This window comes from Knoellia terrae (assembly GCF_048606435.1).
Taxonomy (GTDB): domain Bacteria; phylum Actinomycetota; class Actinomycetes; order Actinomycetales; family Dermatophilaceae; genus Knoellia; species Knoellia terrae.
Window position 1 is genome coordinate 86,352 of record NZ_JBMBWH010000009.1, and the last position, 25,076, is coordinate 111,427.

Here is a 25,076-nt window from a genome sequence, read left to right on the forward strand (position 1 = left end):
AGTGGTGGTGACAGGCGCCCTGTGGTCGTGCCTCGTGTGGGGCGCGTGCCTGCTCGCGAGTGCCCTCGTGGGTGGCGGGAGCGACGGAATGGGCGCTGCGGCTGCGTTGTCCCTCGTCCCCGGCGCGGTGGCGGCCACGTGCGCCGCGCGGACCGTGCAGTCGGGAACCGGCTCCGTCGGCGCGACCACCAGCACCGAGCTGGCCCGACGGGGACTTGCCGGTGCGATCGCGGTCCTCCTCGTCGGCGGCCCCGTGCGGTTCGCCACGGCCGGGAGCGGCGAGGGCGACGTCACGGCATCCTTGGCTCACCTTCCCCTTCACGCGGCCGTGTCGATGGTGGTCCTGCTCGCGCTCGCAGCGCTCGGCGCACGACGTGCCCGGCGTGCAGGACGCCTCCAGCCGGGTCGCGCCAGCGTGCGGCGGCTGGCCACCGGGAGCCTGGCTGCGGTCCTCGTCGCCACCGTCGCCGGTGCAGGAGCCTTGCCGGCGACGGCTGCAGGGACCGTTCCGGAGTCCCCCCTGACCTGCGCGGTCGGGCAGGAGGACCGCTCGTACTCCGTGGCGGCGGCCACGGTCGACGTTCCGTTCAACCGCTGGGGCGCCATCCTGCGCAGCGCCCGCATCTTCGTCCTGCAGCAGGACCTCGCCGCCACGAGGAACTGGTGGCGTCCGCTCGCGTCGTCCCCGGAGCTCGACCCGGCCAAGAACCGTCGACTTCGGCCACGACCGTTGGTCCTGCGTGCCAACGAGGGAGAGTGCGTCAAGGTCACCCTGACCAACCGGCTGAGCGCCACGGCTGCCCACGACCAACCCAGCGACGCTCGCGTGGGCATCCAGGCGGCGGGCGTCGTCGCGGACGTGCGGCGCGCCGGTGGCGCGAAGGTCGGCTTCAACGAGGACCCGACCGTGGGCATCGGCGGGTCGATCACGTACTACTGGCGGGTCCCGGCCCAGGAGGGCCTGTTCCTGTTCCAGGACATGGCCGCACCCGCTGGGGGCGAGCACGACGCCGGCCAGCGAGGGATCGGCCTGTACGGCGCCCTCGCCGTCGAGCCGGCCGGGTCGGTGTGGACCGACCCCCGCAGCGGCGCGGTGCTGTCGGGCTCCCCGGGCGTTCCCACCTCGACCTACGCGGCGGCGAAGAACCAGAGCGGCGAGCTCTACGTCGAGGCGGACATCCACCCTCCGGGTGCACCGTCGTTCCGCGAGAGCGTCCAGCTGGCGCAGGACGAGATCCCCGGCATCGGCATGGGCTTCAACTACGGCTCGGAGCCGATGGCTGCCCGTGAGGCCAAGGCGTGTCCGGACTGCCTGGGCGAGGAGACCTGGCTCTCGTCATGGCCCTACGGCGACCCCGCCCTGGTCAAGCTCGCCAGCGGCGTCGGGCCGTGGCTGCCGCCCACCACCGGTGACCGGAAGGAGTCCGAGAACTGCGGCCTCCCCGAGTCCTGTTACGTCGCCAACGTCATGCACACCTACACCGGGGACGCGACGAAGATCCGTTTCGGTCTGGCCGGTGTCAAGGAGACCCACGTCTTCCACCTGCACGCCCACCAGTGGCTGGCGGACCCTCGAGGTGACGCCGTGGCCGGGGAGGGGCCGGACGCCAAGCCCGAGTCCTCCACCATCGACTCGCAAAGCTTCGGGCCTGGCGAGGCCTTCAGCGCCGAGCTCCTCTACGGCGCGGGGTCGAAGAACGGGACCTTCGGCGACTCGATCTTCCACTGCCACCTCTACCCCCACTTCGCCGAGGGGTTCTGGGCCCTCATGCGCGTGCACGACGTCCGGCTCGACGGCAGCAAGGCGACGCCGGACGGGATCGCCGTGCGCCCGCTGCTCCCACTCCCGGGCGGCCCGGTGCCGCCCGAGGCGACCGCCGACAACCCCGGCTACCCCGGCATGATTCCCGGCACCTTCGGGTGGAGGGCACCGCAGCCGCGTGACTCGGTCACCGAGGGCGGCGTCGACGGCACCCCGGTGCGGCCGGCACCGCGTCTGGTGGCCGGACGCGCCATCGAGGCTCCCAAGCTGGCCGTCGAGGACGCCGTCATCAAGCGGCACAACGGTGGCGGCGCGGCTCCGGCCGGCGCCCCGTTCGCGAACCCCTGCCCCAGTGGAGCGCGCGAGGTCGACTACGCCGTCACGGTGCTCCAACGCGACCTCGTGTACAACGAGGCCGGCCACCACGACCCCCAGGCCCGGGTCATGGTGCTCACGAAGGACGTCGCGGACATCCTGGCCGGGCGCAAGAAGGTCGAGCCGCTCTTCATCCGCGTCAACGCGGGAGACTGCATCAACTTCTCCCTGACCAACATGGCACCGAACTGGACCGGTGACGACGCGTTCCAGGAGCTGACGCAGACCAACATGGCCGGTGGCCACGTGCACCTCGTCAAGTTCGACGTCACCGCCTCGGACGGGGGGTCCAACGGCTGGAACTACCAGCAGGCCGCGTTCACCAAGGACCAGGCCGAGCTGACCGCGCGACAGGCGTCCGGTGAGCTCGTGTGTCGGCCGGGTGTCGGCTTCTACGGCGCCGAGAGCACCGGATGCCGCATTGCCGACCAGGCCACCTGGACGCCGCCCAAGGACTCCTCCGGGCTGTGGGGTCAGACGATCCACGAGCGGTGGTACGCCGACTACGAGCTGAGGACCGCCTTCACCCACGACCACCACTTCGCGGCCCTCGTCCAGAACCACGGCCAGTACGGCGCGCTCATCGTCGAGCCCAAGGGTTTCGACATGCGCAACCCCCGCACGGGTGCCTACCTGCAGCCGGTCAACGACGCCGCACACGGCACGCCGTGCGGGCAGCGGTGCTCCGGCACCGCCGACGGCGAGGCGGTCGATCTCGTCGGTCCCGGCGCGAACGACGACTACCGCGAGTTCGGGCTGGCCATCGCCGACTTCGTCCCCCTCGTGAAGCGCGGCGGCGACCCGCGGGTGGCGCAGGACGTGGTCAACGCCCCCGGCGCGCCGGAGCACTACCCGGACAGCGACCCCGGAACCTTCGCCGTGAACTACCGGAACGCACCCCTGTCGGAGCGCGGTGCCGTCGACGGCACGGCGGTCGACCCGGCCTTCCGGTTCAGCTCCTGGGTGCACGGCGACCCCATGACGCCGCTGCTCGAGGGCTACGCGCGGGACAACGTGCGGATGCGGGTCATCCAGGGCTCGCAGGAGGAGCAGCACCTCTTCCAGGTCCACGGCCTGCGCTGGAGGGAGGAGCCGGACGACGCGGGGTCCCCGCTCGTCAGTGCCCAGACCATCGGGATCTCCGAGGCGTTCAACATCGAGATGCCGGGCTTCGACTGCAGCGCCACGGAGACGCCGTGCCGCGGTGACTACCTCTACGGCGGCACGGCCATGGACAACCTGTGGAACGGGATGTGGGGCCTCATGCGCGTCCACGGCCGGCCCCAGGCGGGCCTGCTCTCGCTGCCCGACAACCCGGCCACCGGGACGCCGCTGACGGCTCCCGCTCCGCGGTCCCGGCTGGTGCCCCCGAGAGCCGCCACGACCGGTGCTCCCTGCCCGACCGGAGCCCCCGAGAAGAGGTACGACGTCGTGGCGATGACCAAGGACGTCGTCTACAACGAGTTCGGGGACCACGACCCGCTGGGCCTGATGTACGTGCTGGCCGAGGACGAGGCGGCGGTGCGCAGTGGTGCTCGCAAGCCCGAGCCGCTCGTGCTCCGTGCCAACGCCGGCGACTGCGTGCGGGTCACGCTGCGCAACGCCCTGCCCGCGGCATACGGCAACAACGTCAACGGGGTGGACGGCGACCCGGCGATGGTGCTCGAGCCGGCAGCCGGGACGAAGATGGGGACTCGGGTGTCGCTGCACCCGCAGCTCCTGCGTCACGACGTGCGCCTCTCCGACGGCGCAGCCGTCGGCTTCAACCCGGACTCGACCGTGGCCGCGGGGCAGACGGGAAGCTACGAGTGGTTCGCCGACACCGAGCTCGGGGCCACCAACCTGCTGGACTACGGCGACGTGCGCGGCCACCGGCAGCACGGGCTCGCTGCCGCCCTCGTGGTCGAGCCCAAGGACTCGACGTACCACGACCCGGCCACGGGCGCCCAGGTGCGCAGCGGCGTCACCGCCGACGTCCGCACGCCCGGTCAGGAGGACTTCAGGGAGACGGCGCTGGTCTACCAGGACGGCCTCAACCTGAGGACCTCCTCGGGGGCCGAGGTGCCCGACCACGTGGCCCCGGAGCTGGGCGCAGACGCGGCGGTCCACGAGGAGGAGCCGGACGCGCCAGAGGCCGACGCCGCGGATGCCGGTGGAGGCGAGTCCGAGGACGACGGGGAGAAGGGCGTGAACTACACCAACGCCCCGCTGCACCGGCGGCTGGGCGCGGGGCCGGGAGCCCTGCGGTTCGGCGCGACGAGCACCGAGTGGGCGAACGTCTTCTCCTCCTCGGCTCACGGTGACCCGTGGACCCCGACCGCACGGGCGTATGCCGGAGACCAGCTGAGGATGCGGGTGCTCGGTGCCAACCGTCCGCGCCAGATGGGCTTCCAGCTCGACGGCGCCTCGTGGCGCCAGGAGCCGTACGACGCCGAGTCGCCGATGGTGGGTGTGCAGGGCGGCATCGGCACCGGCAAGGCCGTCAACGCCCACGTCCGGCTCGCGGCCCCCGGTGACCACCTGTGGAGCTCGCCGACGACCGGTGGCCTGCCGCAGGGCATCTGGGGGATGGCTCGCGTCTACCCCTCGCCGAGCGCCGGTGCGAGCTTCGTGCCCACACCGCGACCCTCGCCGGACAGCCCCTTCACGGCGGGCGCGGCACCCCTCCAGCCGCTCGAGCGGACCTCGCTGGCGGTCCGGACGTTCACGGACCTGGACGGTGACGGCACGCGCGACGCCGGCGAGAACGCGGCGAAGGGGACGGAGGTCCGGCTGCTCAGCACGTCGGGCGTTCGCCTGGCCACCACGACGACGTCCGTGGACGGGACGGGCGTGTTCTCGCCCCCGCCCGGGTCCTACGACGTGGAGGTCGTGCCGCCGTCCGGCACCGCCGTCGTCGGCGACGCACGCCGACGGGTGGACCTCAGCGTTGACGCCGCCCGAGCGGACGTCTCCGTGGGGATCGCCCCGCTCGGCGGACTGCGCGCTGCGGTCTTCGTCGACACCGACGCCGACGGCGTGCGCGATGCGGGGGAGAGCGGGGCCTCCGGCTGGAGCGTCGCGCTCAGCGGACCCGCGAGCGTCGACCCGCTGACGACCGGTGCCACCGGCACGGCAGAGTTCTCCGGACTGCGCGCCGGAGCCTGGAGCGTCTCGGTGACACCGCGGTCGGGCTGGCGGACGACCACCGGCGCCGAGGTGCCCGCCACGGTGGGCGCCACGGTGACCGAGGTCGCGTTCGGGGTCACGCAGGTCCCGGGCTTCACCGTCCGGCCCGTGGACGACACGGACGGCGACGGTGTCGCCGACGCCGGCGAGCCCACCGTGGGTGGTCTCGTGGTGGAGATGGCCCCAGACGGAGGCACCACCACGCGCAGCCGCACCGACGGGGAGGGCGCTTCCGTCGACCCGTCCTCGCGGACCTCGAAGGTCCGGGTCCTCCGGCCCGACAACGGGCTGCCGTGGCGCTGCACCAGCGCGACCGTCGTGACACCGACGGGCTCTGCGACCACCTCGTGCGACGCGGACGGCTGGGCCTCCGTGCCTGCTGACGCCAGCCAGGTGGTGGCTCTGGGGCCCTTCCCCGACGGGGTGGTGAGCACTCGGGTCTTCGACGACGCGGACCGTGACGGGCGGCAGGACACCGGCGAGGCGCCCCTGGCCGACTGGCCGGTGGTCCTCGTCGACCCGGACACGCACGAGGAGGTGGTCCGCACGACCACCGACACCACCGGGACGGCCGGCTTGGTCGCGCCGCCCGGCCGCTACGAGGTCGTGCCCCTGCCGCCGTCCACTGCCGTTGCGTGGGTCGCGACCCAGGGCGCGTACGACGTGACGCTCGCGCGTGCGGTCCACGCCACCACGGTCGGCGGCTGGGTGCAGCCGGGTGCGGTGTCGGTCGGCCTGTTCCACGACCTCGACCAGGACGGTCTGCGCGAGGCGGGCGACGTGCCGTTGGCCGACCGCTCGGTCACGCTGCAGGACGCGGTGACCAAGGCCGTCGTGGCGACCCAGCTCACCGACGCGACCGGGCGCGCCGCCTTCCCGGCGCGGGCCGGCACGGCCTACACCGTCTCCGTGGACGTGCCGACGGGATGGCGGCCGACGTCCCCACGCGTGGACGGGACCGTCCAGACCGTGACCTCGGTGACGGCACCCGCCGACGGCGGACAGGCCACGGTCGAGGTGGGTCACTACAACACGGTCGACCGGACGCCACCTCCGATGCCCGCCGTGAGCCCCGGCACCTCCCTGCTCACCGTGTCCAGCCTGGTCACCATCACCGCCGAGAGCGGCGCGACCATTCGCTACACCCTCGACGGGACGGCACCGACCGCCTTCCGCGGCATGCTGTACACCGGCCAGGTGAGGGTCTCGAGGGACCGGGTGCTGAGGGCGGTCGCCGTCGACGCGGCCGGCAACACCTCACCGGAGGCGGTCGCGTCCTACGACCTGCCGTGGACCGGACAGCGCGCCGACCTGTCACCCGCCTCCTGGTCGGTCACCGCCGGGGGCCCGGCCCGCGGGGGTGCCGCCGAGACCGCGTCGGACGACGGCCGCTCCCTGCTCGTGGCGTCGGCACCGGTCGCCGGCCGCCCGACGGTCGACGTGACGGCAACCGTCCCGGTGCCGGTGGAGATGCGGGCCGCAATGTCGATCAGCATCTCGACCTCGCTGCGCTCGACGATGCGGGGCACCCGGGTGCGTGCACAGTACTGGGACGCCGGGACGGCGACCTGGCGTGCCGTCGCGACGACGACCGAGGGTCTCGACGAGACCACCGTCGAGGTCGACCTCGGCGCCGTGGGGACGCGGCTCGACGCGGGCGGAAACCTTCGGATCCGGTACATCGCGGACCTGGGCAAGCCGTTCGACCTCGCCGTCGACCGCGTCGCGGTGACCCTGGTGAACCGGCGATGAGGGCCGTGTCCACCCGGCCCGGGTCGGGTCTCGACCCGGGCCGGCGGGGCGCGCAGGGCGCGCATGGTGCCGGGAGAGCGGAGCGACGGTTGCGGCCGCTCCTCGTGGCGACCGCCGCGCCCCTCGGGGTGCTGCTGGTGGTGCTTGCCGCGGTCTGGTCGGTCTCGTGGGGCGGACGGCCACCCGGGTCGCCCGCCGGAACGATCGATGTGGGCTCCGGTGTAGCCGTGGTCGACCAGGTGCTGTCCGCCGCGCGGCCACAGCACGCCATGCCGGGGATGGGGTCGGACGACGATCCCGTCGCCACGGGGGAGCGCCGGGTGTCGGTGGAGGTCACCCTGCAGGCAACCGGCGACGAGCCGTTGCGCTTCTCGGTGGACGACTTCGCGCTGCGCGTCGGGGACACCGTCAGCCCGCCACACCGCTCGCTGCTCCCCGCGGCCGAGCTGCCGCCGGGGACGAGCCTGTCCGGCGTCCTGGTCTTCGACGTCCCTCGCCAGGCGACGGTCGGGCACCTGTCGTACGACGGCGGGCGGTCCACGGAGCTGCGCCTCCCCGCCGAGGAGGCGTCCCGGCCGGCGCCGTCCCACTCGCCGTCGAGCACGGGCAGCCCCGGCGCGGGCCATCCCACCGTCCACGCGACGCCGTGACGGCAGGGTGGCGGGGGCGGCGACACCGGATTTCACAGCCGGATCACGTGCTCTGGGCAGCCTTGCCCGAGACCCGACACGGACAAGGAGCACCCGGATGGCGACCTCGGTGGACCTCGAGCACCGGCCCCTGACGCGCGGCCCTCGCGGGGCGGCATCCGACGCCCCGTTGCGTCGAGCCGCCGGCAGCGGGTTCCGCCTCCGCCTCGCCGTGGCCGCAGGGCTCATGGGTGCGGGCGCCCTCGTCGTCGCCGCCGTCGTCGGCGGGGCCGCCGGGACATCGGCGATCGCCGACCCGGGCGCGGTCACCCGGTGGGGGCTGCTCGTTGCCCGCACCGTCTACGACGTCACGGCCATGGGGACGATCGGAATCCTCGTCGTGGCGGTCGTCCTGCTGTCGACGGCCTCGAGCGCGCTCTCGACGGAGAGCCAGCGGCTGGTTCGCGTCGCCGGCCGCTGGTCGGTGGCGTGGGTCACCGCCGCAGCGGTCAGCGTCCCGCTGACGCTCTCGGACGTCGCGGGCATCCCGGTCTGGGAGACGCTGGCTCCGGACGTGTTCCCGCTCGCCGCCGACCTGCCCCAGACCCGCGCGCTGCTGTCCTCGGCCTGGCTCGCGGCCCTGGTCGCGGTCGGCTCGGCCCGGTGCCGCTCCACGGCGCTGGGCTGGCTGCTGCTCGTCACGGGTGTGGGTGCCCTGCTCCCCCTTCTGCTCAGCGGCCACACGGGACACGGCGACCAGCAGGCCGCCGCGGTCATCGGGCTCACGAGCCACGTCCTGGCCGCGGCGGTCTGGGTCGGTGGGCTGCTGGCTCTCGGAGTCCACGTGCGCTCAGCCGACCTTCTCGCTGTGGCGCTGCCCCGATACAGCCGTGTGGCCTTGGCGTGCTTCGCACTGGTCGCCACCTCGGGCATCGTCATGGGTTGGGTGGCCCTCACCGAGCCCGGCGAGCTGCTGAGCACCGCCTACGGCCAGCTGCTGCTCGGCAAGACCGCCGCGCTCGGGGCCCTCGGCGCCCTCGGCCACCGCCAGCGCCGGCGCGCACTGCCTTCGGTGGCCGCGCGGCGTCCGCACGCCTTCCTGCGCCTGGCGGCCGTGGAGATCGCCATCATGGTCGCGACCGCCGGACTGGCCGTCGGCCTCTCCAGGACGGCTCCGCCCGACGGGGGCGACCACGCCGCCGCGGTGACGTCGATGACCGACGTCCGCCGCGCCGAAGCGGCTCGCACCTGAAGGCCGGCTCCGCCCGGCCACGGTCGCGCGGCGCACAGCCGTGCGCCGGACCCGTCATTTCACGTTGCGTTGACTCCTCACCACGACAGTGGAGCTTCCACCGGAGCGGTCCGGGAAGTTCACGAGAGGAGTGACAGTTCATGAAGATGAGTCGACGCGAGGCGCTCACCGCCGGTGGTCTGGGGATCCTGGGGGCGGGTGGCCTCCTCCTTCCCTTCGGCAGTGGCCTGAACGCCACCACGGTGAGCAAGCTGGCGCTGCGCAACATGCCGGTTCCCTACGCCAGCACCTTCGTGCGAGCCCCCGTGCTGCCGTTCACCCTGATGGAGGATGCGGAGGGCCCTTACCGCCTCTACACGGTGACCGAGCAGCGCGCCACGGCCCGGATCGTCCCCGGTCTGGACACGCCCGTGTACGGCTACAACGGTCGCGTCCCCGGCCCGACCATCCGCGTCGGTCAGGGGACCAGGGTGAAGCTGCGTGTGCGCAACCAGCTGCCGGCGACGCATCCCACCTTCGGGCACGCGTTCAACACGTCGACCCACCTCCACGGGTCCGCGTCCCTCCCTCAGTACGACGGGTATGCCGACGACGTCTCGCACCCGGGTGACTACAAGGACTACTGGTACCCCAACTGGCAGCCGGCACGGACCCTCTGGTACCACGACCACAACGTCCACACGACTGCCCAGAACGCGTACTCCGGACTGGCCGCTCAGTACCACATCACGGACCGGGCCGAACGCGAGCTGCTGCCCCAGGGGGTCTACGACGTGCCGATCACCATCTCGGACGCGATGTTCGCCGCCGATGGGTCGCTCGCGTACGACGACAACAGCCACTCGGGCCTGTTCGGCGACATCATCCTCGTCAACGGTCGCCCCTGGCCGGTCATGAACGTCAAGCCGAAGATCTACCGGTTCCGCGTCCTCAACGCGTCGATCGCGCGGTCGCTGAGGCTGCGACTGAGCAACGGCGCACCGATGGTCATGGTGGCCACGGACGGTGGGCTCATGCCCAAGGCGCAGCCCGTGATCGAGTACCGGCACGCCGGTGCCGAGCGGTACGAGTTCCTCGTCGACTTCTCGCAGTACAAGCCCGGCACGGTGATCGACCTGAGGAACCTCAGCAACCAGAACAACGTCGACCACGACCACACCAACAAGGTGATGCGCTTCAACGTCGTGGCGGAGACCTCGCTCCCGGCGGACAGTCCGGGCAGCTCGACGCTCACCACGATGCCGACCACCCTCGTCGGGAGCGAGGCCATGGGCCTCACGGAGAGCATGGCCAGCCGCCGGCTCAACCTTCGGCTGGAGCGCAACGACGTCACGAACGTGTTCGAGATCAACGACCGGACCTGGCACGACGTCGTCGACAGCGGCTACCGGGACGTCCTCACGGTGGCCGAACCCGACGAGATCCAGGTGTGGGAGATCGAGAACCGCAGTGGGGGCTGGTTCCACCCGCTGCACATCCACCTCGTGGACTTCCGGATCCTCAGCCGGAACGGCCGTCCGGCATACCCGTGGGAGGAGGGACCGAAGGACGTCGTGTACGTCGGAGAGAACGAGACCGTCCGGCTCGCGATGAAGTTCACCCTGCAGAAGGGTGGCGGCACCTCTCGCAACGCCGGAGGGCGGTACATGATCCACTGCCACAACCTCCCCCACGAGGACCACGACATGATGCAGCAGTTCGCGGTGGGCAGCGTCGACGCGAACGACCCGATCACGTCGGCCCCCTGCCAGCCTGACACCGGCTACTACGAGGACGGGTGGTCACCCACATCGCCGGACGGGGCGTGATGCCCGGCGGGCCCGGCCCCGGCAGCGTGGCCACGCGCCGCTCGTGGTCCCGGTGGGCGTACGTCGCCGCGAGCACGGTGGGCCTGTGCCTCGTCGTGCGGGTTGCCGTCCTCGAGCCGCGCCAGGTGGCCAGCGAGAGCATGGAGCCCACGCTGCACCCGGGTTCCGTCGTGCTCATCGACAAGCTCGGACCCCGGCTGCGCGGGGTGCAGCGCGAGGACGTCGTCGTCTTCCGCAACCCGCAGGACGGACGCGCTGCCGTCAAGCGGGTCGTCGCCCTCGCGGGGCAGCAGGTGGCCATCCGCGATGCCGAGCTGTTCGTCGACGGGAGCCGGGTCGTCGAGCCACAGGTCGACCGCAGTCGGATCGACGGAACGTGGTTCGGCCCGGTCGTCGTCCCGGAGGGGTCGGTCTTCGTCCTGGGTGACGCGCGGTCCGGGTCCGTCGACTCACGGGTCTTCGGGCCGGTGCCGCTCGGAGCGGTCGTCGGCCGCGTGGCACTGGCGTGGTGATGGGCGGTCTCGCGGCTCTCACGGACCGGACCGGGCGCGTGCGGATCCCCCTCGTGCCCGGCGCACCAGCAGGTGAGACGTCAACCAGCCAAATGCTCGATTCACCGTTGGCGGGCTCAAGGCCGGCAGTAGCGTGGGGAATCCAGGTCCGGCCGCATCAAGGGGGAGACATGGGTACGGCAGCAACCCGCATCCTCATCGCGGACGACCACCGGACGTTCGCGGAGCTCCTCGCGCTCGGACTCGAACGTGAGCCCGACCTGGAGGCTGTAGGACACGCGCGCACCGCCAAAGAGGCCGTCTCGATGGTCGAGACCCTGATGCCCGACATCGTCGTCATGGACGTCAGGCTGGGCGACGGTGACGGGATCGAGGTGACCGCCGAGCTGACCCAGAAGTACGAGGAGCTGTGCGTCATCATTCTCACCGGCCACCCCGAACAGGGCGTCGTCCGCCGGGCCGCACGGGCAGGCGCCTGTGGCTTCCTCCCCAAGGACGGCGCCCTGGACGGCATGCTGCACGCGCTGCGCAGCGCTCGCCGCGGGAGCCTCCTGCTGCCACCGGAGATGCTCGAGATGATGGCGGAGACGGAGCCTGCGCCCAGTCCCACGTCCGACGTCCCCAGCCTGTCGGCGCGTGAGCAGGAGGTGCTCGAGCTGCTGGCGTCGGGCCTGACCACGCGCACCATCGCACACCGCACGGGCGTCTCCGTCGATGAGTGCCGCGACCTGCTCAACCAGGTGATGGAGAAGCTGGGCGCACACTCGCAGCTGGAGGCCGTGGTGAACGCCAACAGCTACGGACTCATCTTCACGAACAACGGGTGAACCATGCGCGGCTGGGGTGTGGGTGCCGGGCGGACGGCGGAACCGAGGAGCGATGTGGGCCAGGCCAGCGAGGCCGACGAGGCCTGCGGGGACGCCGACGACACGGAGGACGTCGAGCTGGACGACGAGGGGGAGCCCTCGCGCACCAGGTCCCAGGTCTGGCATGCGGTGGCCCGCTTCGCCGGGTTCGGCCTGCTCGCGCTCGCACTGGTGGCCGTCGTCACGTTCGTCGTCGCGGAGAAGGCCTCTCGCGACGGCATCCTGCGCATGGCGGAGCGCAACGCCCGTGACATCGCCGAGAACATCATCGCGCCTCTCGCCGATGAGGCCCTGCGGGCCCGGGACCCCCAGGCCCTCGAACGTCTCACGACGGTGATGAAGGCCCGCATGACCGACCGGTCGCTGATGCGCGTGAAGGTCTGGTCCGCCGAGGAGCAGGTGATCTGGTCCGATGATCCACGCCTCGTCGGGCGCACGTACCCCCTCGAGCCCCAGGACGCCGCGCTGCTGACCACCCTCGGTTCGACCGCCGAGTTCACCACGCTCGAGCGGGAGGAGAACGCCTTCGAGCCACAGGTGGGGGAGGTGGCGGAGATCTATCTCGGCTTTGAGGACCGTACCGGGCGACCCCTGCTCCTCGAGCTGTACGTCCCGGTCGCTGGGCTCGAGGCGGACGCGCGGGCGCAGCTGCGGACGATCCTGCCGGTCACCCTCGGCGGACCGGCGTTCCTCCTTCTCGTCCTCACGCCGCTGGCACTCTCCATGGCGAGGCGGATCGACCAGGCCGGGTCGGAACGCGCGACGCTGCTGAGGCACGCGGTGGCCGCCTCCGCCCTCGAGCGCCGGCGGATCGCGGGGGACCTCCATGACGGGGTCGTCCAGGACCTCGCGGGCATCGGCTACGCCATACCGGCCATCGTGACGAGGCTGCCCGACGGGCCGGAGTCCACCGATGTCCGGCAGAAGCTGGAGCGGGTCACGACGGTGATCAAGCGCGACATCGCCGCCCTGAGGACGGTCATCACGGACATCTATCCCCCCGACCTCCAGGAGGGCGGGCTCGTCCCCGCCAGCCAGCTGCTGCTCAGCGAGGTGCGGTATGCCGGTATCGACGCCGACCTCGACGTCGACGCGTCCTTGACCGGCCGAGCGCTGCCGGTCGACGCCGCGGTGCTGGGATATCGGGTGCTGCGGGAGTCCCTGCGCAACGTCGTGAGGCACTCAGGGGCCACCACCGCTCATGTCTCGCTGCGCCTCGTGGCCGGTGAGCTCGTCGTGGAGGTGTCCGACGACGGTGTGGGCTTCGACACCGACCGACCGGCACCCAAGGGCCACTTCGGGCTCCGCCTGCTCGAGGACACGGTGCGCGACATCGGCGGCATCCTGTCGATCACCAGCCGCCCCGGCGCCGGGACGCGGCTCGTCGTGCGGTTCCCGGTCAGGTGGGGAGCGACGCGATGATCAGGATCGTCGTCGCCGACGACCACGAGGTCCTCCGCTGGGGACTGGTCCAGGCACTCGTCCAGCAACCGGACATGGTGGTCGTCGCGGAGGCAGCGACGTCGGAGGAAGCGGTGGAGGTGTGTGCCCAGTTCCTCCCGGACGTTCTCGTGCTCGACCTCTCGCTGCCCCGCCGCGGGGGGTGGTGGGTTCTGGAGCAGGTCCTCGAGAGCCGTCCCGGCGCGCGGGTCGTGATCCTCAGCGCCGACGACGACGCGCTCACGGTGCACACGGCGATCGTCAGCGGGGCCTGGGCGCACGTGTCCAAGGCCGAGGCGGCATCCGGGCTCGTGGCCGTGCTCAGGTCGGCGGCCGCTCTGGGGAGTGAGGGCGACGTTGCGGCGTCCGCGTCATCTGACCGTGCCGGCGGCCCGCAGGCACCAGGCCGCCGAGGCGGTGGCACCGCGGGCACCGGCTGACCGGCCGCCCTCGAAGAGGTGCTGAGCCTGGGCGAGGTACCCCTCGGACGCGAGCAGGACCAGCCCGCAGTCCTTCGCGACCCGAGCCGCGTTGGCTGCCGCAGCTGCCGCCCGGTCGAGCTCGTGGCGACCCGCGCGGATGGCGGCCCGGGCCAGCAGGCGCAGGTAGGCCTCGCGCGGGTGGCCGATCTCGGAGCCAGCCGCCCAGTCGAAGACCTCGAACAACGTGATGGCCGCCTCGGGGTCGGTGGGTGCCGTGAGGACGACCCTGCGGGCGGTCACCTCGGGCAGCAGGAGCGAGCAGCCTTCCTCCTCCGCCTCCGACATCGCTTGCTCCAGCTCGTGGAGCGCGTCCTCGGTGCGTCCCAGCGCTGCGAGAAGTCCGGCGGTCGACACGGCCCGCAGCTGGCGGGCCAGGGTGGTGGACTCGGGTCCGGGGGGTCGATGGTCCTCCTCGATGGCTTCGGCGAGCGAGCCCCGTTCGGTCAGCATCCGCACCCGCGCCCACGTCCAGTCGACCGCGCTCGAGCCCGGCGGCGCCAACGCCATGGCGTCGTCCCAGCGTGCCTCGAAGTCACGACGCCCCAGGTCGTGGCCCACGAGGCAACGCAGCACCGCGAGAGCACCGCTGTGAGGGTTGTGTCGGTCCACGTCGGCCCACACCGCGTCCAGCGGCCGTTCGGCGACGCGGGCATTGCCGAGGAGGATGTCCGGCAGGTGATGGAGGGCCACGGCGGCAGCGAGATCGGGTCCGTCCGCAGCCAACGAGATGGCCTTCTGCGTGACCTCTCTGGCGCGGGTGAGTCGACGCGCTGGGATGAGGTGGTCGATGACCAGGCGAAGGCGGGTGCTGACCCCGGCGGCACTGTCGCCGGAGCTGTCGGCCGCGAGCACGGCGGCCCACGCCGCGCGCTCGCGGGCCTCGTCGTCGGGCTCGTCGGGCTCGTCGGGCTCGTCGGAGGCACCGGTCGTGGACCGGTCGGTTCCTGACGTCACCGGAGGTCGTGGAAGTGCCCGCTCCACCTGGGCGGCCTTCTCCTGGAGTCGCGCGGCCTCGTGGACGTCCGTGCGCCCGATCCACTCGGCGGCGCGACGATAGTGGTGCACACCCTCGTCGGCGCGCCCCGCAGTGACGCAGACGTCGGCGAGCGACTCCTCCAGCTCGGCGAGGTGCGCGGCCGCGGCGGTGGTGCGTTCGGCGAGGTCGGTGACGACGAGCAGATGGACACGAGCCGTGGAGACGTCGTTGGCGGCCATCGCGTCCCGCACGGCATCGATGGCTGCGGCTGCCGACAGCTCCACCTCCCCGGCGGCCCGCCAGTGCCGACTGCGCTCCGCGGCGGGGATGCGAGCCTGCTCGGCTATCAGGACGTGCAGCCGCCGACGCCTGCTGGGACGCAGCCAGGACTCCACCGCGTGACGGAGGAACGGGTCGCGCACGATGTGGCCCTCGGGGGTGGCCGAGAGCAGACGCACGTCCACCAGTCGGTTCAGCGCCGAGTTGACGGTCGCCACGTCGTCGGGCCCGCGCTCCTCCCACTCGTGGCCGGCAGAGGAGCTCAGCAGAGGTGCGAGGAGGGTCGCACTCACGGGCCGGTCCAACAGCGCCACGAGGTGGAACACCTGCTGCTCGAGGGCGCTGGTGCGTTCCATGGCCCGCACCAGCAGGGCCTGCTGCTCGGCGCTGTTGTGCGACGGGTCGTGAGGTGGCACCAGGGCCAGGCCCTGCGGGGTCACCGTGATCTCGCCGCTCCGGCACCAGGCGTCCACCGTGGCCACCACTCGCGCGGGAAGGCCCTCGCTGCGCACAGCGAGCTCTTCGAGCAGTCGCGCGCTCGCCGGGCCGGACAGCAGAGTGGTTGCCAGCTGTTCGAGGTCCGCAGGCGCGAGAGGCAGCAGGTGGAGGGGGTAGGTGGGGGGCGAGGCGGCGGCGGGTTGTCCACGCATGCCGGAGGCCTCCTGGTCACGCGCCGAGACCGCTCGCGCGTTCTCCTCGAGCCGGAGCACGACGGTCACCGCTCCCTGCTGCGAGGCGAGAACGCGGAGGAGGTCCCCTCGCTGGGCGGAGGTGAGGCGGCCGGCGGCCGACACGAGGACGAGGACGCCATCGCTTCGGTCTGCGCCCTCCGCACGAAGGCCCTGCGACGGTGACGAGTCGGTCGCGCACGCCGCCGTGAGGGCGGCGACGAGGTCGTCGGACGGTCCGACGACCTCGATCCTCGCGTGGGCCCGGTGCGCCGCCTCGTGCACGAGACGGGTGCGCCCGGACCCCTCTGCCCCGGAGAGGTAGACGACCCCCGGGTCCTGCGAGGACTGGCGCTGCCTGAGCCACGCGACCAGCTCCCGGAGCTCGCGCTCGCGACCGGTGAACGGGGGTTCGGGGGCGTCGTGGTGCTCGGCCGAGAGAATCTCGAGGTGCAGGTTGCGAGTGTGCGAGGACGGGTCCAGGCCGAGGTCCTCGGCGAGGACTGCACGGCAGCGCTCGTAGACCCGGAGGGCGCGTTCGGGCTCACCCAGACCGGTGTAGGCGCGCATGAGCACGCGGTAGGCGCGCTCGGACGTGGGGTCCGCGTCCAGGGCGCGCTGCCCCAGCTCCAGACCATCGCGCATCCACCCGAGGTCCACGGCCTGCTCGGCCGCGTCGATGGTCATCTCGCGGAACCTCGTCTCGAGGTGCTCGCGCACGGGCACGGCCCAGAGAGCATCCGGGTCGTGGGTCCGGAACTCACCCAGGTGCAGGGCCTCTGCCTCCCGGGCGACGTTGACAGCCAGGGCCAGCCGCCCCTGTCTCGCGTGCCGTCTGGCCTCGTCGGCCAAGGCGACCATCGCGACCGTGTCCACCCAGGCATCGCGCAGGACCAGGCCGTCGGAGCGTCGCTCGACCGCGGCCTGACCGAGGAGCCTGCGCAGCTGTCCGAGCGCGTTGCGCAGGCTTCCCCGGCCCCGGTGGGCATCCACGTCGGGCCAGAGGTCCTCGAGGATCTCGTCGACCGAGACGGGTTGGCCGTTACGGGTGGCCAGGAGGCGCAGGAGGTCGAGCGTCTTGCCCGTCCGGAACTCCCGAGGATGGATCAGGGAGCCGTCGGCGCGTCGGACCTGCAGCGGACCGAGCAGCCTGATCTCGATCCTGTCGGCGAGGTCGCGGTCGGCCTGGGCGGCATCGTCGGACCTGCGCGTGAGATCACCGGAAGACATCGCAGAGGCGAGTCCGCTCATGGTGCTCCCCCGGAATGATGCGGATCGTGAACGAAGGGATGAGGCCATCATCGCTCAACGCCGAGGCGGTGCGCCGGGGTTTGACGGAACCTGCCGGCGTGAAATGGGCGGTTTCGCAGGTCAGCAGGCCCGTTTCACACCGTGATCGCACCGCCGACCCACGATCTGGTCATGGCACCCATCCCAGCTCCGGGGCACCCGCGACGTCGCGGGGGCGGGCGCGTCGAGCCCCGCCACTTAGGTTCGGTGCATCCACGTCCCGGACGGTTCGCAGACCTGCTCCTCCGCGTCATCCTCGGCGCGGCCGGACCCGAAGGGGTGCCCCAGATCAGGCCGGCCCAGGCGTTGTGGCAGGTGTGCGGTCTCTCGCGCGTCTCGCCCAGCTCTGGGGGCCGGTCACCCGGCGCGGAACCCGGCCGGTGACCCGGGGATCACCGGCCGGCCGTTTGCCGGGCCGGTTCTTCGGGCATGAGGAGGGCACGAGATGGAACGAAGGAGATCTGCCATGGGAGCTGGCCAGCGCCGACCGCTCGGTGGTGCTGCTGGACCCCGCGGCGCGATCGTCCTCGACCGGCGCCTCCCGGGCGAGAGCGCCTGACCCACCGGGACCGGGCAAAGATGACCCGGTCGGGCCACGCCGAGTTCGGCGATTCCTCGGACGCGCACAGGCGGGCATGAGAACACTTTTCGGTCAGGAGTTCCGTCGCGAAGCAGCGACGATCCCGTCGCCACGGTGGGACTTCGGAAGGGGAGATCCATGCACCGTTCTGCCTCACGCCTCGGCAAGTCCGTCGCGCTGACCGCTGTTCTCGGCCTGGCCACCGCCACCGGTGCAGCCGCCCACGAGTGCTTCAACGCGAGCCGCTCCGAGCAGGGCAACATGAAGGCCGGCGCGAACTCCAACGCGTGGTTCACGCTCCTCGTCTCGGAGGCCATCGGCGGCGACGTCGCGGACGGTGTGCTCACACCACAGCAGGGCGAGTGCGTTCTCGCCGAGTACGAGGCGAGTGGTGCGCCGTCCTCTTTCACGATCAAGACACGCGCTGGACGAGATGGTGTCGTCGGCGGTCCCAACGACGCCGACGGCCATGGCATCGACCACGTCTTCGCCGCCTACGGTGACGCCATCGGGGGCGCGTACGCGGCATGTGGCGCAGGCGGTCCTGCCTGACCCCCGGACGTGGGCGGGTCGCGGCACCCCTCGCCGTCGGCCCGTCCACCCGGGTCGGAGCGCGCGCGGTGGGCGACCGGCATACCGGCACGTAGGCTTGGCTCTCGTGGCCACCGACTTCCAGCAAGAGATCAAGGACCTGCGCACGACGATGACGTCCGTGCGTGACGTCACCGACCTGACGGCGCTCGAGGCGACGATCGCCGACCTCGAGGAGCAGGTCGCGGCCCCCGACCTCTGGGACGACCAGGAGAAGGCGCAGGCGGTCACCTCCGCCCTGTCGCGCGCCAAGTCCGAGTACGAGCGCGTCACCGGGATGGACACGATGGTCGACGACCTCGAGGCCCTCGTCGACATGGGTCAGGAGGAGAACGACGCCGAGACCCTCGCCGAGGCCGAGAAGGAGCTCGTCAGGGTCAAGAAGGCCGTCGGTGAGCTCGAGGTCCGCACCCTGCTCAGCGGGGAGTACGACGAGCGCGCCGCCGTCGTGACGATCCGCGCCGGCGCCGGAGGTGTCGACGCCGCCGACTTCGCCGAGATGCTCATGCGCATGTACCTCCGCTGGGCCGAGCGCCACGGCCACCCGACCAAGGTCATGGACACGTCCTGGGCCGAGGAGGCGGGGCTCAAGTCCGCGACGTTCGAGGTCAACGCGCCCTACGCGTTCGGCAACCTCTCCGTCGAGGGCGGCACCCACCGCCTCGTCCGGATCAGCCCCTTCGACAACCAGGGCCGGCGCCAGACGAGCTTCGTCGCGGTCGAGGTCATCCCGCTCATCGAGCAGACCGACTCCATCGAGATCCCCGAGAACGAGATCAAGGTCGACGTCTTCCGCTCCTCCGGCCCCGGTGGCCAGTCGGTCAACACCACCGACTCGGCGGTGCGCATGACGCACATCCCGACCGGCATCGTCGTCTCGATGCAGAACGAGAAGAGCCAGATCCAGAACCGTGCCGCCGCGCTGCGCGTCCTCCAGTCGCGCCTGCTCCTCCAGAAGAAGGCCGAGGAGGCCGCCGTCCGCAAGGACATGGCCGGTGACGTCAAGGCCAGCTGGGGCGACCAGATGCGCTCCTACGTCCTCAACCCCTACCAGATGGTCAAGGACCTGCGCACCGACTTCGAGACCGGCAACCCGTCCGCGGTCTTCGACGGTGACATCGACGGCTTCATCGAGGCCGGCATCCGCTGGCAGATCGCCCAGCGCAAGGCCGACGACTGATCCCGTTGCCCTGCAACGCGATCGAGGCCAGACGATGACGTATGCCGTACAGCTCCCGCCAGGTGGCCCGACCGACTGGTCGGGCTGGCAGGCCGACCTCACCGCCCGCATCCGTCGGCTCGGCAAGGCTGAGGACGTCATCGTCGACGTGCCGGCGCTCTCACGACCGCACCTCACCCGCAAGGCACGGATGTCGGGGCTCATCCCCGCGCAGTACACCGACACCTCGCCCTGGGTGCGCGTGCGCCGGGACGAGGACCACGCCGTCGCCGAGCTGGTCGGCAGCGAGAGCTTCGGCGGCGACTTCCTGCTGTCGCCCGAGGAGGAGGCCCGGCTCGACGGCCTCGGCTGGCGCCGGCCCGGCAGCGACCTCATCCTCGAGCGCATCTGGACACGCTGGTTCCCCGACGACGTGACCCACACGGCATACCTCTCGAAGGACGACGCGGCAGCGGCGGCCGAGCTCGTCATCCGCACCCTGCGCGAGGTCCTCGCCACCGGCTGAGAGGGTCACCGCCACATGGCGTGCGCACCGAAGTGGCGTGCAGCACCATGGGCAGCGTGCGGCCGGCGCGGCACGCTGACCGGCATGCGCCCGACAATGACGTCTCCCCGCACCCTCCTCGCGGCCCTGGCCGCCCTCACCACGACCGTCGCGCTCGCTGCCGCAGCGCCACCCGCCGTCGCCGACAAGCCCGGTGACGGCCACTGTGCTCGCCAGTCCAAGGTCGCCGTCCCCGGCGCCGAGAAGCAGAAGGTCGCCTGCCTCGACGACCTCACCACCGCGGGCACCGTCGCCTCCGGCCACACGAGGGCCGCCGACTACGCCGGTCTGCACACCCCCGGCACGGTCAACCCGAGCGGCGTCCCCGGCATCCAGGTCGACGGCTACTTCCCCGACACCTCCACGACGAACACCAACAACGGGTGGAACCACGACAGCCAGTTCGTCATCCGCATCCCCGACGACTGGAACGGCGGCCTGGTCATCACCGGCGCCCCAGGCAACCGCACGCAGTACGCCAACGACTTCATCTGGTCCGACCACGTCCTCGCCCAGGGGTACGCCTTCGCGAGCACCGACAAGGGCAACATCGGCCTGCAGTTCTACGACGACGGCTCCACCCCCGGTGGCAGCGTGCGCGAGTGGAACTCGCGGGTCACCGAGCTCACCCTCGCGGCCAAGCGCGTCGTCAAGCAGGTCCGGGCCAAGGCGCCCGAGCGCACCTGGCTGGCCGGCATCTCCAACGGTGGCTACCTCGTGCGCTGGCAGCTCGAGAACCGTCCCGACCTCTACGACGGCGGGCTCGACTGGGAGGGCACCCTCCTGCGCGCCGACGGCCCGAACCTGCTCACCTACCTGCCGACCGCGCTCAAGCACTACCCCGCGTATGCCGCGACGGGCAGTCCCGAGGCGCACGACGCGATGATCGCGGCCGGGTTCGCCCCGGGCAGCGAGTTCCTGTGGCCGTTCCACCACGCCGTCTACTGGGACCTCACCCAGCGCATCTACCGCGAGGAGTTCGACCCGACCTTCGACGGAGCGACCAAGGCCGGGACGCCGTACTGCGCCAGCGGCACCCCGCAGTGCGACGCCGACTACGACTACGAGAGCCGCCCGGCCGAGGTGAAGGAGGCGATGCGCTCGGTCGAGCTCACCGGCAACGTCAAGAAGCCGCTCATCACCGTCCACGGCGACATGGACACCCTCCTGCCGATCGGCACCGACTCCGACGTCTACGAGCAGCTCATCGACGACGCCGGGCAGGGTGCGAACCACCGCTACTACCGGGTCGAGGACGGTACCCACACCGACGCCCTCGTCCCGGCGTTCCCCGACAGGCTGCGGCCCCTGCTGCCGTGCGCCCGCAGCGGCTTCGCGGCGCTGACCGCCTGGGTCGAGGACGGGACCGCACCGCCCGCGGACGCCACGGTGACGCGACCGACCTCCGGGGACCTGCTGCACACCTGCGCCCTGGGCTGAGCCGCACCCCACTTCTTGCCCGTTCCGTTCACCTCCCTGAACGGAACGGGCAAGAAGTGAGTCGGCACACGCCGCAACCGGGGAAAGCGCCCGGGCCACAGGCCCGGAACCTATGCTCGTGTCGCATCCGTCCCCGAGCTCGAAGGCCCGTCTCCACCCCATGATCCGCTTCGACAACGTCACCAAGGTCTATCCGAGGTCGACCCGTCCCGCCCTCGCCGACGTCAACGTCAACGTGGAGCGTGGGGAGTTCGTCTTCGTCGTCGGACCGTCGGGCTCCGGCAAGTCGACCCTGCTCCGGCTCGCTCTGCGGGAGGAGCGCGCGACGAGCGGCACGGTGCTCGTGGCCGGCCAGGACCTGAACTCGATGTCCTCGCGCAAGGTGCCTCGGTTCCGCCGGGGGATCGGCGCGGTCTTCCAGGACTTCCGCCTGCTGCCGGGCAAGACCGTCGACCAGAACGTCGCCTTCGCGCTCCAGGTCATCGGCAAGCCGTCCTCGGCCATCCGCCAGCTCGTGCCCGAGACCCTCGAGATGGTCGGGCTCGAGGGGAAGGGCAAGCGGCTCCCGCACCAGCTCTCCGGCGGTGAGCAGCAGCGCGTCGCGATCGCCCGCGCCGTCGTCAACAAGCCGCAGATCCTGCTGTGCGACGAGCCGACCGGCAACCTCGACCCCAAGATCAGCCTCGACATCGTCCACCTGCTCGACCGGATCAACCGCGCCGGTACGACCGTGCTCATGGCCACGCACGACGCTGACACCGTCAACGTCATGCGCCGGCGCGTCGTCCAGCTCGAGGAGGGCATCGTCGTGCGCGACGCGGAGAACGCGACCTACCTCGCGCTGGGGGCCAGTGAGCCGTCACCGACCGAGCTGGAGGATCCCGACGCCGTCGAGGACGTGGAGGGCATCGAGGACATCGGGGACCTCGATCCCGAGCGCTTCGGAGGGGAGGAGCGATGAAGCCGGGGTTCATCGCCGGTGAGGTCTGGTCCGGACTGCGGCGCAACCTCTCGATGGCCCTTTCGGTCATCCTCGTGACGATGGTGTCGATGTTCCTGCTCGGGCTCGGCCTCCTGGCCCAGCGCCAGGCCGACACGATGAAGGGCTACTGGTACGACCGCATCCAGGTCTCCATCTACCTGTGCACGGACAACTCCCTCCAGCCGAACTGCCAGGGGCAGGCGGCGACCGAGGCGCAGGAGCAGAGCATCAAGAGCCAGCTCGAGGCGATGCCCGAGGTCAAGGAGGTCTTCCAGGAGACCGAGGCCGAGGCCTTCGAGCGGTTCAAGGAGCAGTTCCGCAACAGCCCGATCACCGGCAACGTCCAGCTCGGTGACATCCCGCAGAGCTTCCGCGTCCAGCTCGGCGACCCGACGAAGTATGCCGTCGTCACCAGCCAGTTCGAGCGTGCGCCGGGCGTGGCCAGCGTGCAGGACCAGGAGAGGGTGCTCAAACGCTTCTTCCAGATCATCAACTGGATCACCGCCTTCTCGGTCTTCCTCGCCGGGCTCATGGTCATCTGTGCCGCCCTGCTGATGGCGACGACGATCCGGCAGGCCGCCTTCATCCGCAGGCGCGAGATCGGGATCATGCGCCTCGTCGGGGCGTCCAACTGGACGATCCGCATGCCGTTCATCATCGAGATGCTCGTCGTGGCCGCGCTGGGGGTCGGCCTCGCGGTCGGCATGCTGTGGCTCGGCCTGCGCCTCATCTTCAACCTCGGGTTCAACCAGGTGGTGCTCAACAAGGCGCTCATCGGCGCCAACGACGTCTGGTCCCTCACGCCCTGGCTCTTCGGGGGAGTGATCGTCATCGCCGTCCTGACGAGCGTCGTCACCCTGCGGCGCTACCTGCGCGTGTGAGACAGCCTGCGAATCCTCCGAACGCCCACGCGGGAGCCCTGCCGTCGGGGAGGATGGGCGGCGTCGTGACCACCCGGCCGGGCACGAGAAATCCGATCTGCACGCAGCTCCGTCGGCGCGGGGTGTTCCCAAGGGAAGGTGGCACGTGTTACCAATGGTGACCATGTGGCGAACCCCTGCGCCCCGCCGAGCACCTGCGCGCCGCACTGCCGGCATCTCGGTGGCCCTGCTGTGCTCCCTGGCGCTGGTCACCCACGCCCCGGCCGTGCAGGCCGAGCCCGACCCCGGCCGCCAGAAGAAGCAGGTCGACGCGCAGATCGAGAAGCTGCGCGAGGACCTGCACGAGACCAACGCCGACCTCGCCGAGGCCTACATCGCCCTGCGCACGACGCAGTCCAGGCTGCCGGGTGCCCAGTCGGCCCTCACCCAGGCCCAGGCCGCCGCCGCTCGCGCCGAGACCGCCAACGCGATGGCGGCCCAGGAGCTCGAGGTCGCCCAGGCCAACGAGAAGAAGGCGCAGGAGGACCTCGCCGCGACGAGCTCCGAGATCGTCGAGAGCCGTGGTGAGGTGGCGCAGTTCGCGGCGCAGATCTACCAGGAGCAGGGCTTCGGCGAGTTCGACATGGCCATGACGTCGACGACGCCGCAGCAGTTCGCCGACCGCATCGCCCTCATCGGGACCGTCATCGACCTCCAGAGCCAGTCGATGGTCGCGCTCGCGACCGCCAAGGCGAGCCAGACCGCGCAGGAGGACCACCTCTCGGCCCTGCGCGTCGACTCCGAGAAGGCCAAGCGCAAGGCCGAGTCCACGCTCGCCGCCGCGACCACCGCCCGCGACCGGGCCACCGCCGCCAAGGCGGCCCTCGACGCGCTCGCCGCCCAGCAGGCCGCCCAGGCCCGGACCGTCCAGGCCAGGTCCGCCGCCGAGGCCGCCAGCCTCACCCAGATGCGCGCCGAGTCCACGCGACTCAGCGGTGTCATCAAGGCCCGTGCCGCGGCCGCCCTCAAGCGCGCCCGCATCGCGGCCGAGGCCAACCGTCGTGCCAAGGCCGCCGCGGCGTCGCGCGCCGCCGCCCGGCGCGCGGCTGCTGCTGCGGCTGCGGCTGCTGCTGCTGCTGCCGCCGCTGAGGCCGCGGCCGACCGCCCGCGTGGCAGTTCCACTCCCCGCCCGCCGGCACCGCCGCCCAGCAGCAGCGGTCCGCTGAGTGCCCCGACGACCGAGGGCTGGGTCAGCTCGGAGTTCGGCATGCGCTTCCACCCCATCGACCGGGTCTGGCGCCTGCACAGCGGCCGCGACTACGCCGCGCCCTGCGGGACGCCCATCAAGGCCGCCGCGTCCGGCGTCGTCATCGAGGCCGGCTACAACAGCGGCTACGGCAACCGGGTCATCATCGACCACGGCGTCATCGGCGGCGTGCACCTGGCCACGACCTACAACCACCTCGAGAGCATCCGCACCCGAGCTGGGAGCGTGAAGCGGGGTCAGGTCGTCGGCTACGAGGGCTCCACGGGCAAGTCCAACGGATGCCACCTCCACTTCGAGGTCTACGAGGACGGCGACTTCGTCGACCCGCGCAACTACCTCTGAGGCAGAACGTCGTCGAGCACACGGCATACGC

Annotated in this window: 16 protein-coding genes; 15 read left to right on the forward strand and 1 reads right to left on the reverse strand. The window is 71.7% G+C overall.

Features of this window, described 5'->3' with window-relative positions:
* Window positions 1-7 precede the first annotated feature (7 nt).
* The 8 genes from ACOJV9_RS13050 to ACOJV9_RS13085 all read left to right on the forward strand — a co-directional run bounded on the left by ACOJV9_RS13050 (window position 8) and on the right by ACOJV9_RS13085 (window position 14,004).
* Window positions 8-7,057 (forward strand): SdrD B-like domain-containing protein, encoded by a 7,050-nt coding sequence (locus tag ACOJV9_RS13050; RefSeq protein ID WP_420185650.1) that lies wholly within the window; start codon window positions 8-10, stop codon window positions 7,055-7,057.
* Window positions 7,058-7,062: 5 nt separating this feature from the next.
* Window positions 7,063-7,707, forward strand: coding sequence for a DUF4352 domain-containing protein (locus tag ACOJV9_RS13055; RefSeq protein WP_420185651.1), 645 nt, complete (start codon window positions 7,063-7,065; stop codon window positions 7,705-7,707).
* A 97-nt stretch (window positions 7,708-7,804) separates the two neighbouring features.
* On the forward strand, window positions 7,805-8,938 hold the full coding sequence (locus tag ACOJV9_RS13060) for a copper resistance D family protein (RefSeq protein ID WP_420185652.1): 1,134 nt from the start codon (window positions 7,805-7,807) through the stop codon (window positions 8,936-8,938).
* Between the two features lie 140 nt (window positions 8,939-9,078).
* A complete protein-coding gene (locus tag ACOJV9_RS13065) occupies window positions 9,079-10,746 on the forward strand; it encodes a multicopper oxidase family protein (RefSeq protein ID WP_420185653.1) in 1,668 nt (555 codons plus the stop codon).
* A complete protein-coding gene (gene lepB / locus ACOJV9_RS13070) occupies window positions 10,716-11,258 on the forward strand; it encodes a signal peptidase I (RefSeq protein WP_420185654.1) in 543 nt (180 codons plus the stop codon). Before ACOJV9_RS13065 ends, lepB begins: the two co-directional genes overlap by 31 nt.
* A gap of 170 nt (window positions 11,259-11,428) precedes the next feature.
* Window positions 11,429-12,085: a response regulator gene (locus tag ACOJV9_RS13075; protein WP_420185655.1), complete on the forward strand. Its 657-nt coding sequence runs from the start codon at window positions 11,429-11,431 to the stop codon at window positions 12,083-12,085.
* A gap of 54 nt (window positions 12,086-12,139) precedes the next feature.
* Window positions 12,140-13,546 carry a sensor histidine kinase gene (locus tag ACOJV9_RS13080; protein ID WP_420185656.1) on the forward strand — a complete coding sequence of 469 codons (1,407 nt, stop codon included), beginning with the start codon at window positions 12,140-12,142 and terminating at the stop codon, window positions 13,544-13,546.
* A complete protein-coding gene (locus ACOJV9_RS13085; RefSeq protein ID WP_420185657.1) occupies window positions 13,543-14,004 on the forward strand; it encodes a response regulator in 462 nt (153 codons plus the stop codon). Before ACOJV9_RS13080 ends, ACOJV9_RS13085 begins: the two co-directional genes overlap by 4 nt.
* Here ACOJV9_RS13085 and ACOJV9_RS13090 read toward each other — a convergent pair.
* Complete coding sequence (locus ACOJV9_RS13090; protein WP_420185658.1) at window positions 13,936-17,199, reverse strand: AfsR/SARP family transcriptional regulator; 3,264 nt, start codon at window positions 17,197-17,199, stop codon at window positions 13,936-13,938. The two genes, ACOJV9_RS13085 and ACOJV9_RS13090, sit on opposite strands and share 69 nt — an antisense overlap.
* A gap of 778 nt (window positions 17,200-17,977) precedes the next feature.
* Between ACOJV9_RS13090 and ACOJV9_RS13095 the strand changes: the two genes are divergently transcribed.
* From ACOJV9_RS13095 to ACOJV9_RS13125, 7 genes are all read left to right on the forward strand, one after another.
* Window positions 17,978-18,391, forward strand: a complete 414-nt coding sequence (locus ACOJV9_RS13095; RefSeq protein WP_420185659.1) for a hypothetical protein — start codon at window positions 17,978-17,980, stop codon at window positions 18,389-18,391.
* Window positions 18,392-18,497: 106 nt separating this feature from the next.
* Window positions 18,498-19,610 (forward strand): peptide chain release factor 2, encoded by a 1,113-nt coding sequence (gene prfB / locus ACOJV9_RS13100; protein ID WP_420185660.1) that lies wholly within the window; start codon window positions 18,498-18,500, stop codon window positions 19,608-19,610.
* A 34-nt stretch (window positions 19,611-19,644) separates the two neighbouring features.
* Window positions 19,645-20,115, forward strand: coding sequence for a TY-Chap domain-containing protein (locus ACOJV9_RS13105; protein WP_420185661.1), 471 nt, complete (start codon window positions 19,645-19,647; stop codon window positions 20,113-20,115).
* Window positions 20,116-20,199: 84 nt separating this feature from the next.
* Window positions 20,200-21,594: a 3-hydroxybutyrate oligomer hydrolase family protein gene (locus ACOJV9_RS13110; RefSeq protein WP_420185662.1), complete on the forward strand. Its 1,395-nt coding sequence runs from the start codon at window positions 20,200-20,202 to the stop codon at window positions 21,592-21,594.
* 160 nt (window positions 21,595-21,754) lie between these two features.
* Complete coding sequence (ftsE, locus tag ACOJV9_RS13115) at window positions 21,755-22,555, forward strand: cell division ATP-binding protein FtsE (RefSeq protein WP_420185663.1); 801 nt, start codon at window positions 21,755-21,757, stop codon at window positions 22,553-22,555.
* Window positions 22,552-23,457 (forward strand): permease-like cell division protein FtsX, encoded by a 906-nt coding sequence (gene ftsX / locus ACOJV9_RS13120; protein ID WP_420185664.1) that lies wholly within the window; start codon window positions 22,552-22,554, stop codon window positions 23,455-23,457. Before ftsE ends, ftsX begins: the two co-directional genes overlap by 4 nt.
* 163 nt (window positions 23,458-23,620) lie before the next feature.
* Complete coding sequence (locus tag ACOJV9_RS13125; protein WP_420185665.1) at window positions 23,621-25,045, forward strand: M23 family metallopeptidase; 1,425 nt, start codon at window positions 23,621-23,623, stop codon at window positions 25,043-25,045.
* Window positions 25,046-25,076: the final 31 nt, after the last annotated feature.

Coding starts and splice junctions, on each gene's coding strand:
- ACOJV9_RS13060 (WP_420185652.1), top strand. CDS start 7,805: ATGGCGACCTCGGTGGACCTCGAGCACCGGCCCCTGACGCGCGGCCCT.
- ACOJV9_RS13065 (WP_420185653.1), top strand. CDS start 9,079: ATGAAGATGAGTCGACGCGAGGCGCTCACCGCCGGTGGTCTGGGGATC.
- ACOJV9_RS13075 (WP_420185655.1), top strand. CDS start 11,429: ATGGGTACGGCAGCAACCCGCATCCTCATCGCGGACGACCACCGGACG.
- ACOJV9_RS13085 (WP_420185657.1), top strand. CDS start 13,543: ATGATCAGGATCGTCGTCGCCGACGACCACGAGGTCCTCCGCTGGGGA.
- ACOJV9_RS13090 (WP_420185658.1), bottom strand. CDS start 17,199: ATGTCTTCCGGTGATCTCACGCGCAGGTCCGACGATGCCGCCCAGGCC.
- ACOJV9_RS13095 (WP_420185659.1), top strand. CDS start 17,978: ATGCACCGTTCTGCCTCACGCCTCGGCAAGTCCGTCGCGCTGACCGCT.
- ACOJV9_RS13105 (WP_420185661.1), top strand. CDS start 19,645: ATGACGTATGCCGTACAGCTCCCGCCAGGTGGCCCGACCGACTGGTCG.
- ACOJV9_RS13110 (WP_420185662.1), top strand. CDS start 20,200: ATGCGCCCGACAATGACGTCTCCCCGCACCCTCCTCGCGGCCCTGGCC.
- ftsE (WP_420185663.1), top strand. CDS start 21,755: ATGATCCGCTTCGACAACGTCACCAAGGTCTATCCGAGGTCGACCCGT.
- ftsX (WP_420185664.1), top strand. CDS start 22,552: ATGAAGCCGGGGTTCATCGCCGGTGAGGTCTGGTCCGGACTGCGGCGC.
- ACOJV9_RS13125 (WP_420185665.1), top strand. CDS start 23,621: ATGTGGCGAACCCCTGCGCCCCGCCGAGCACCTGCGCGCCGCACTGCC.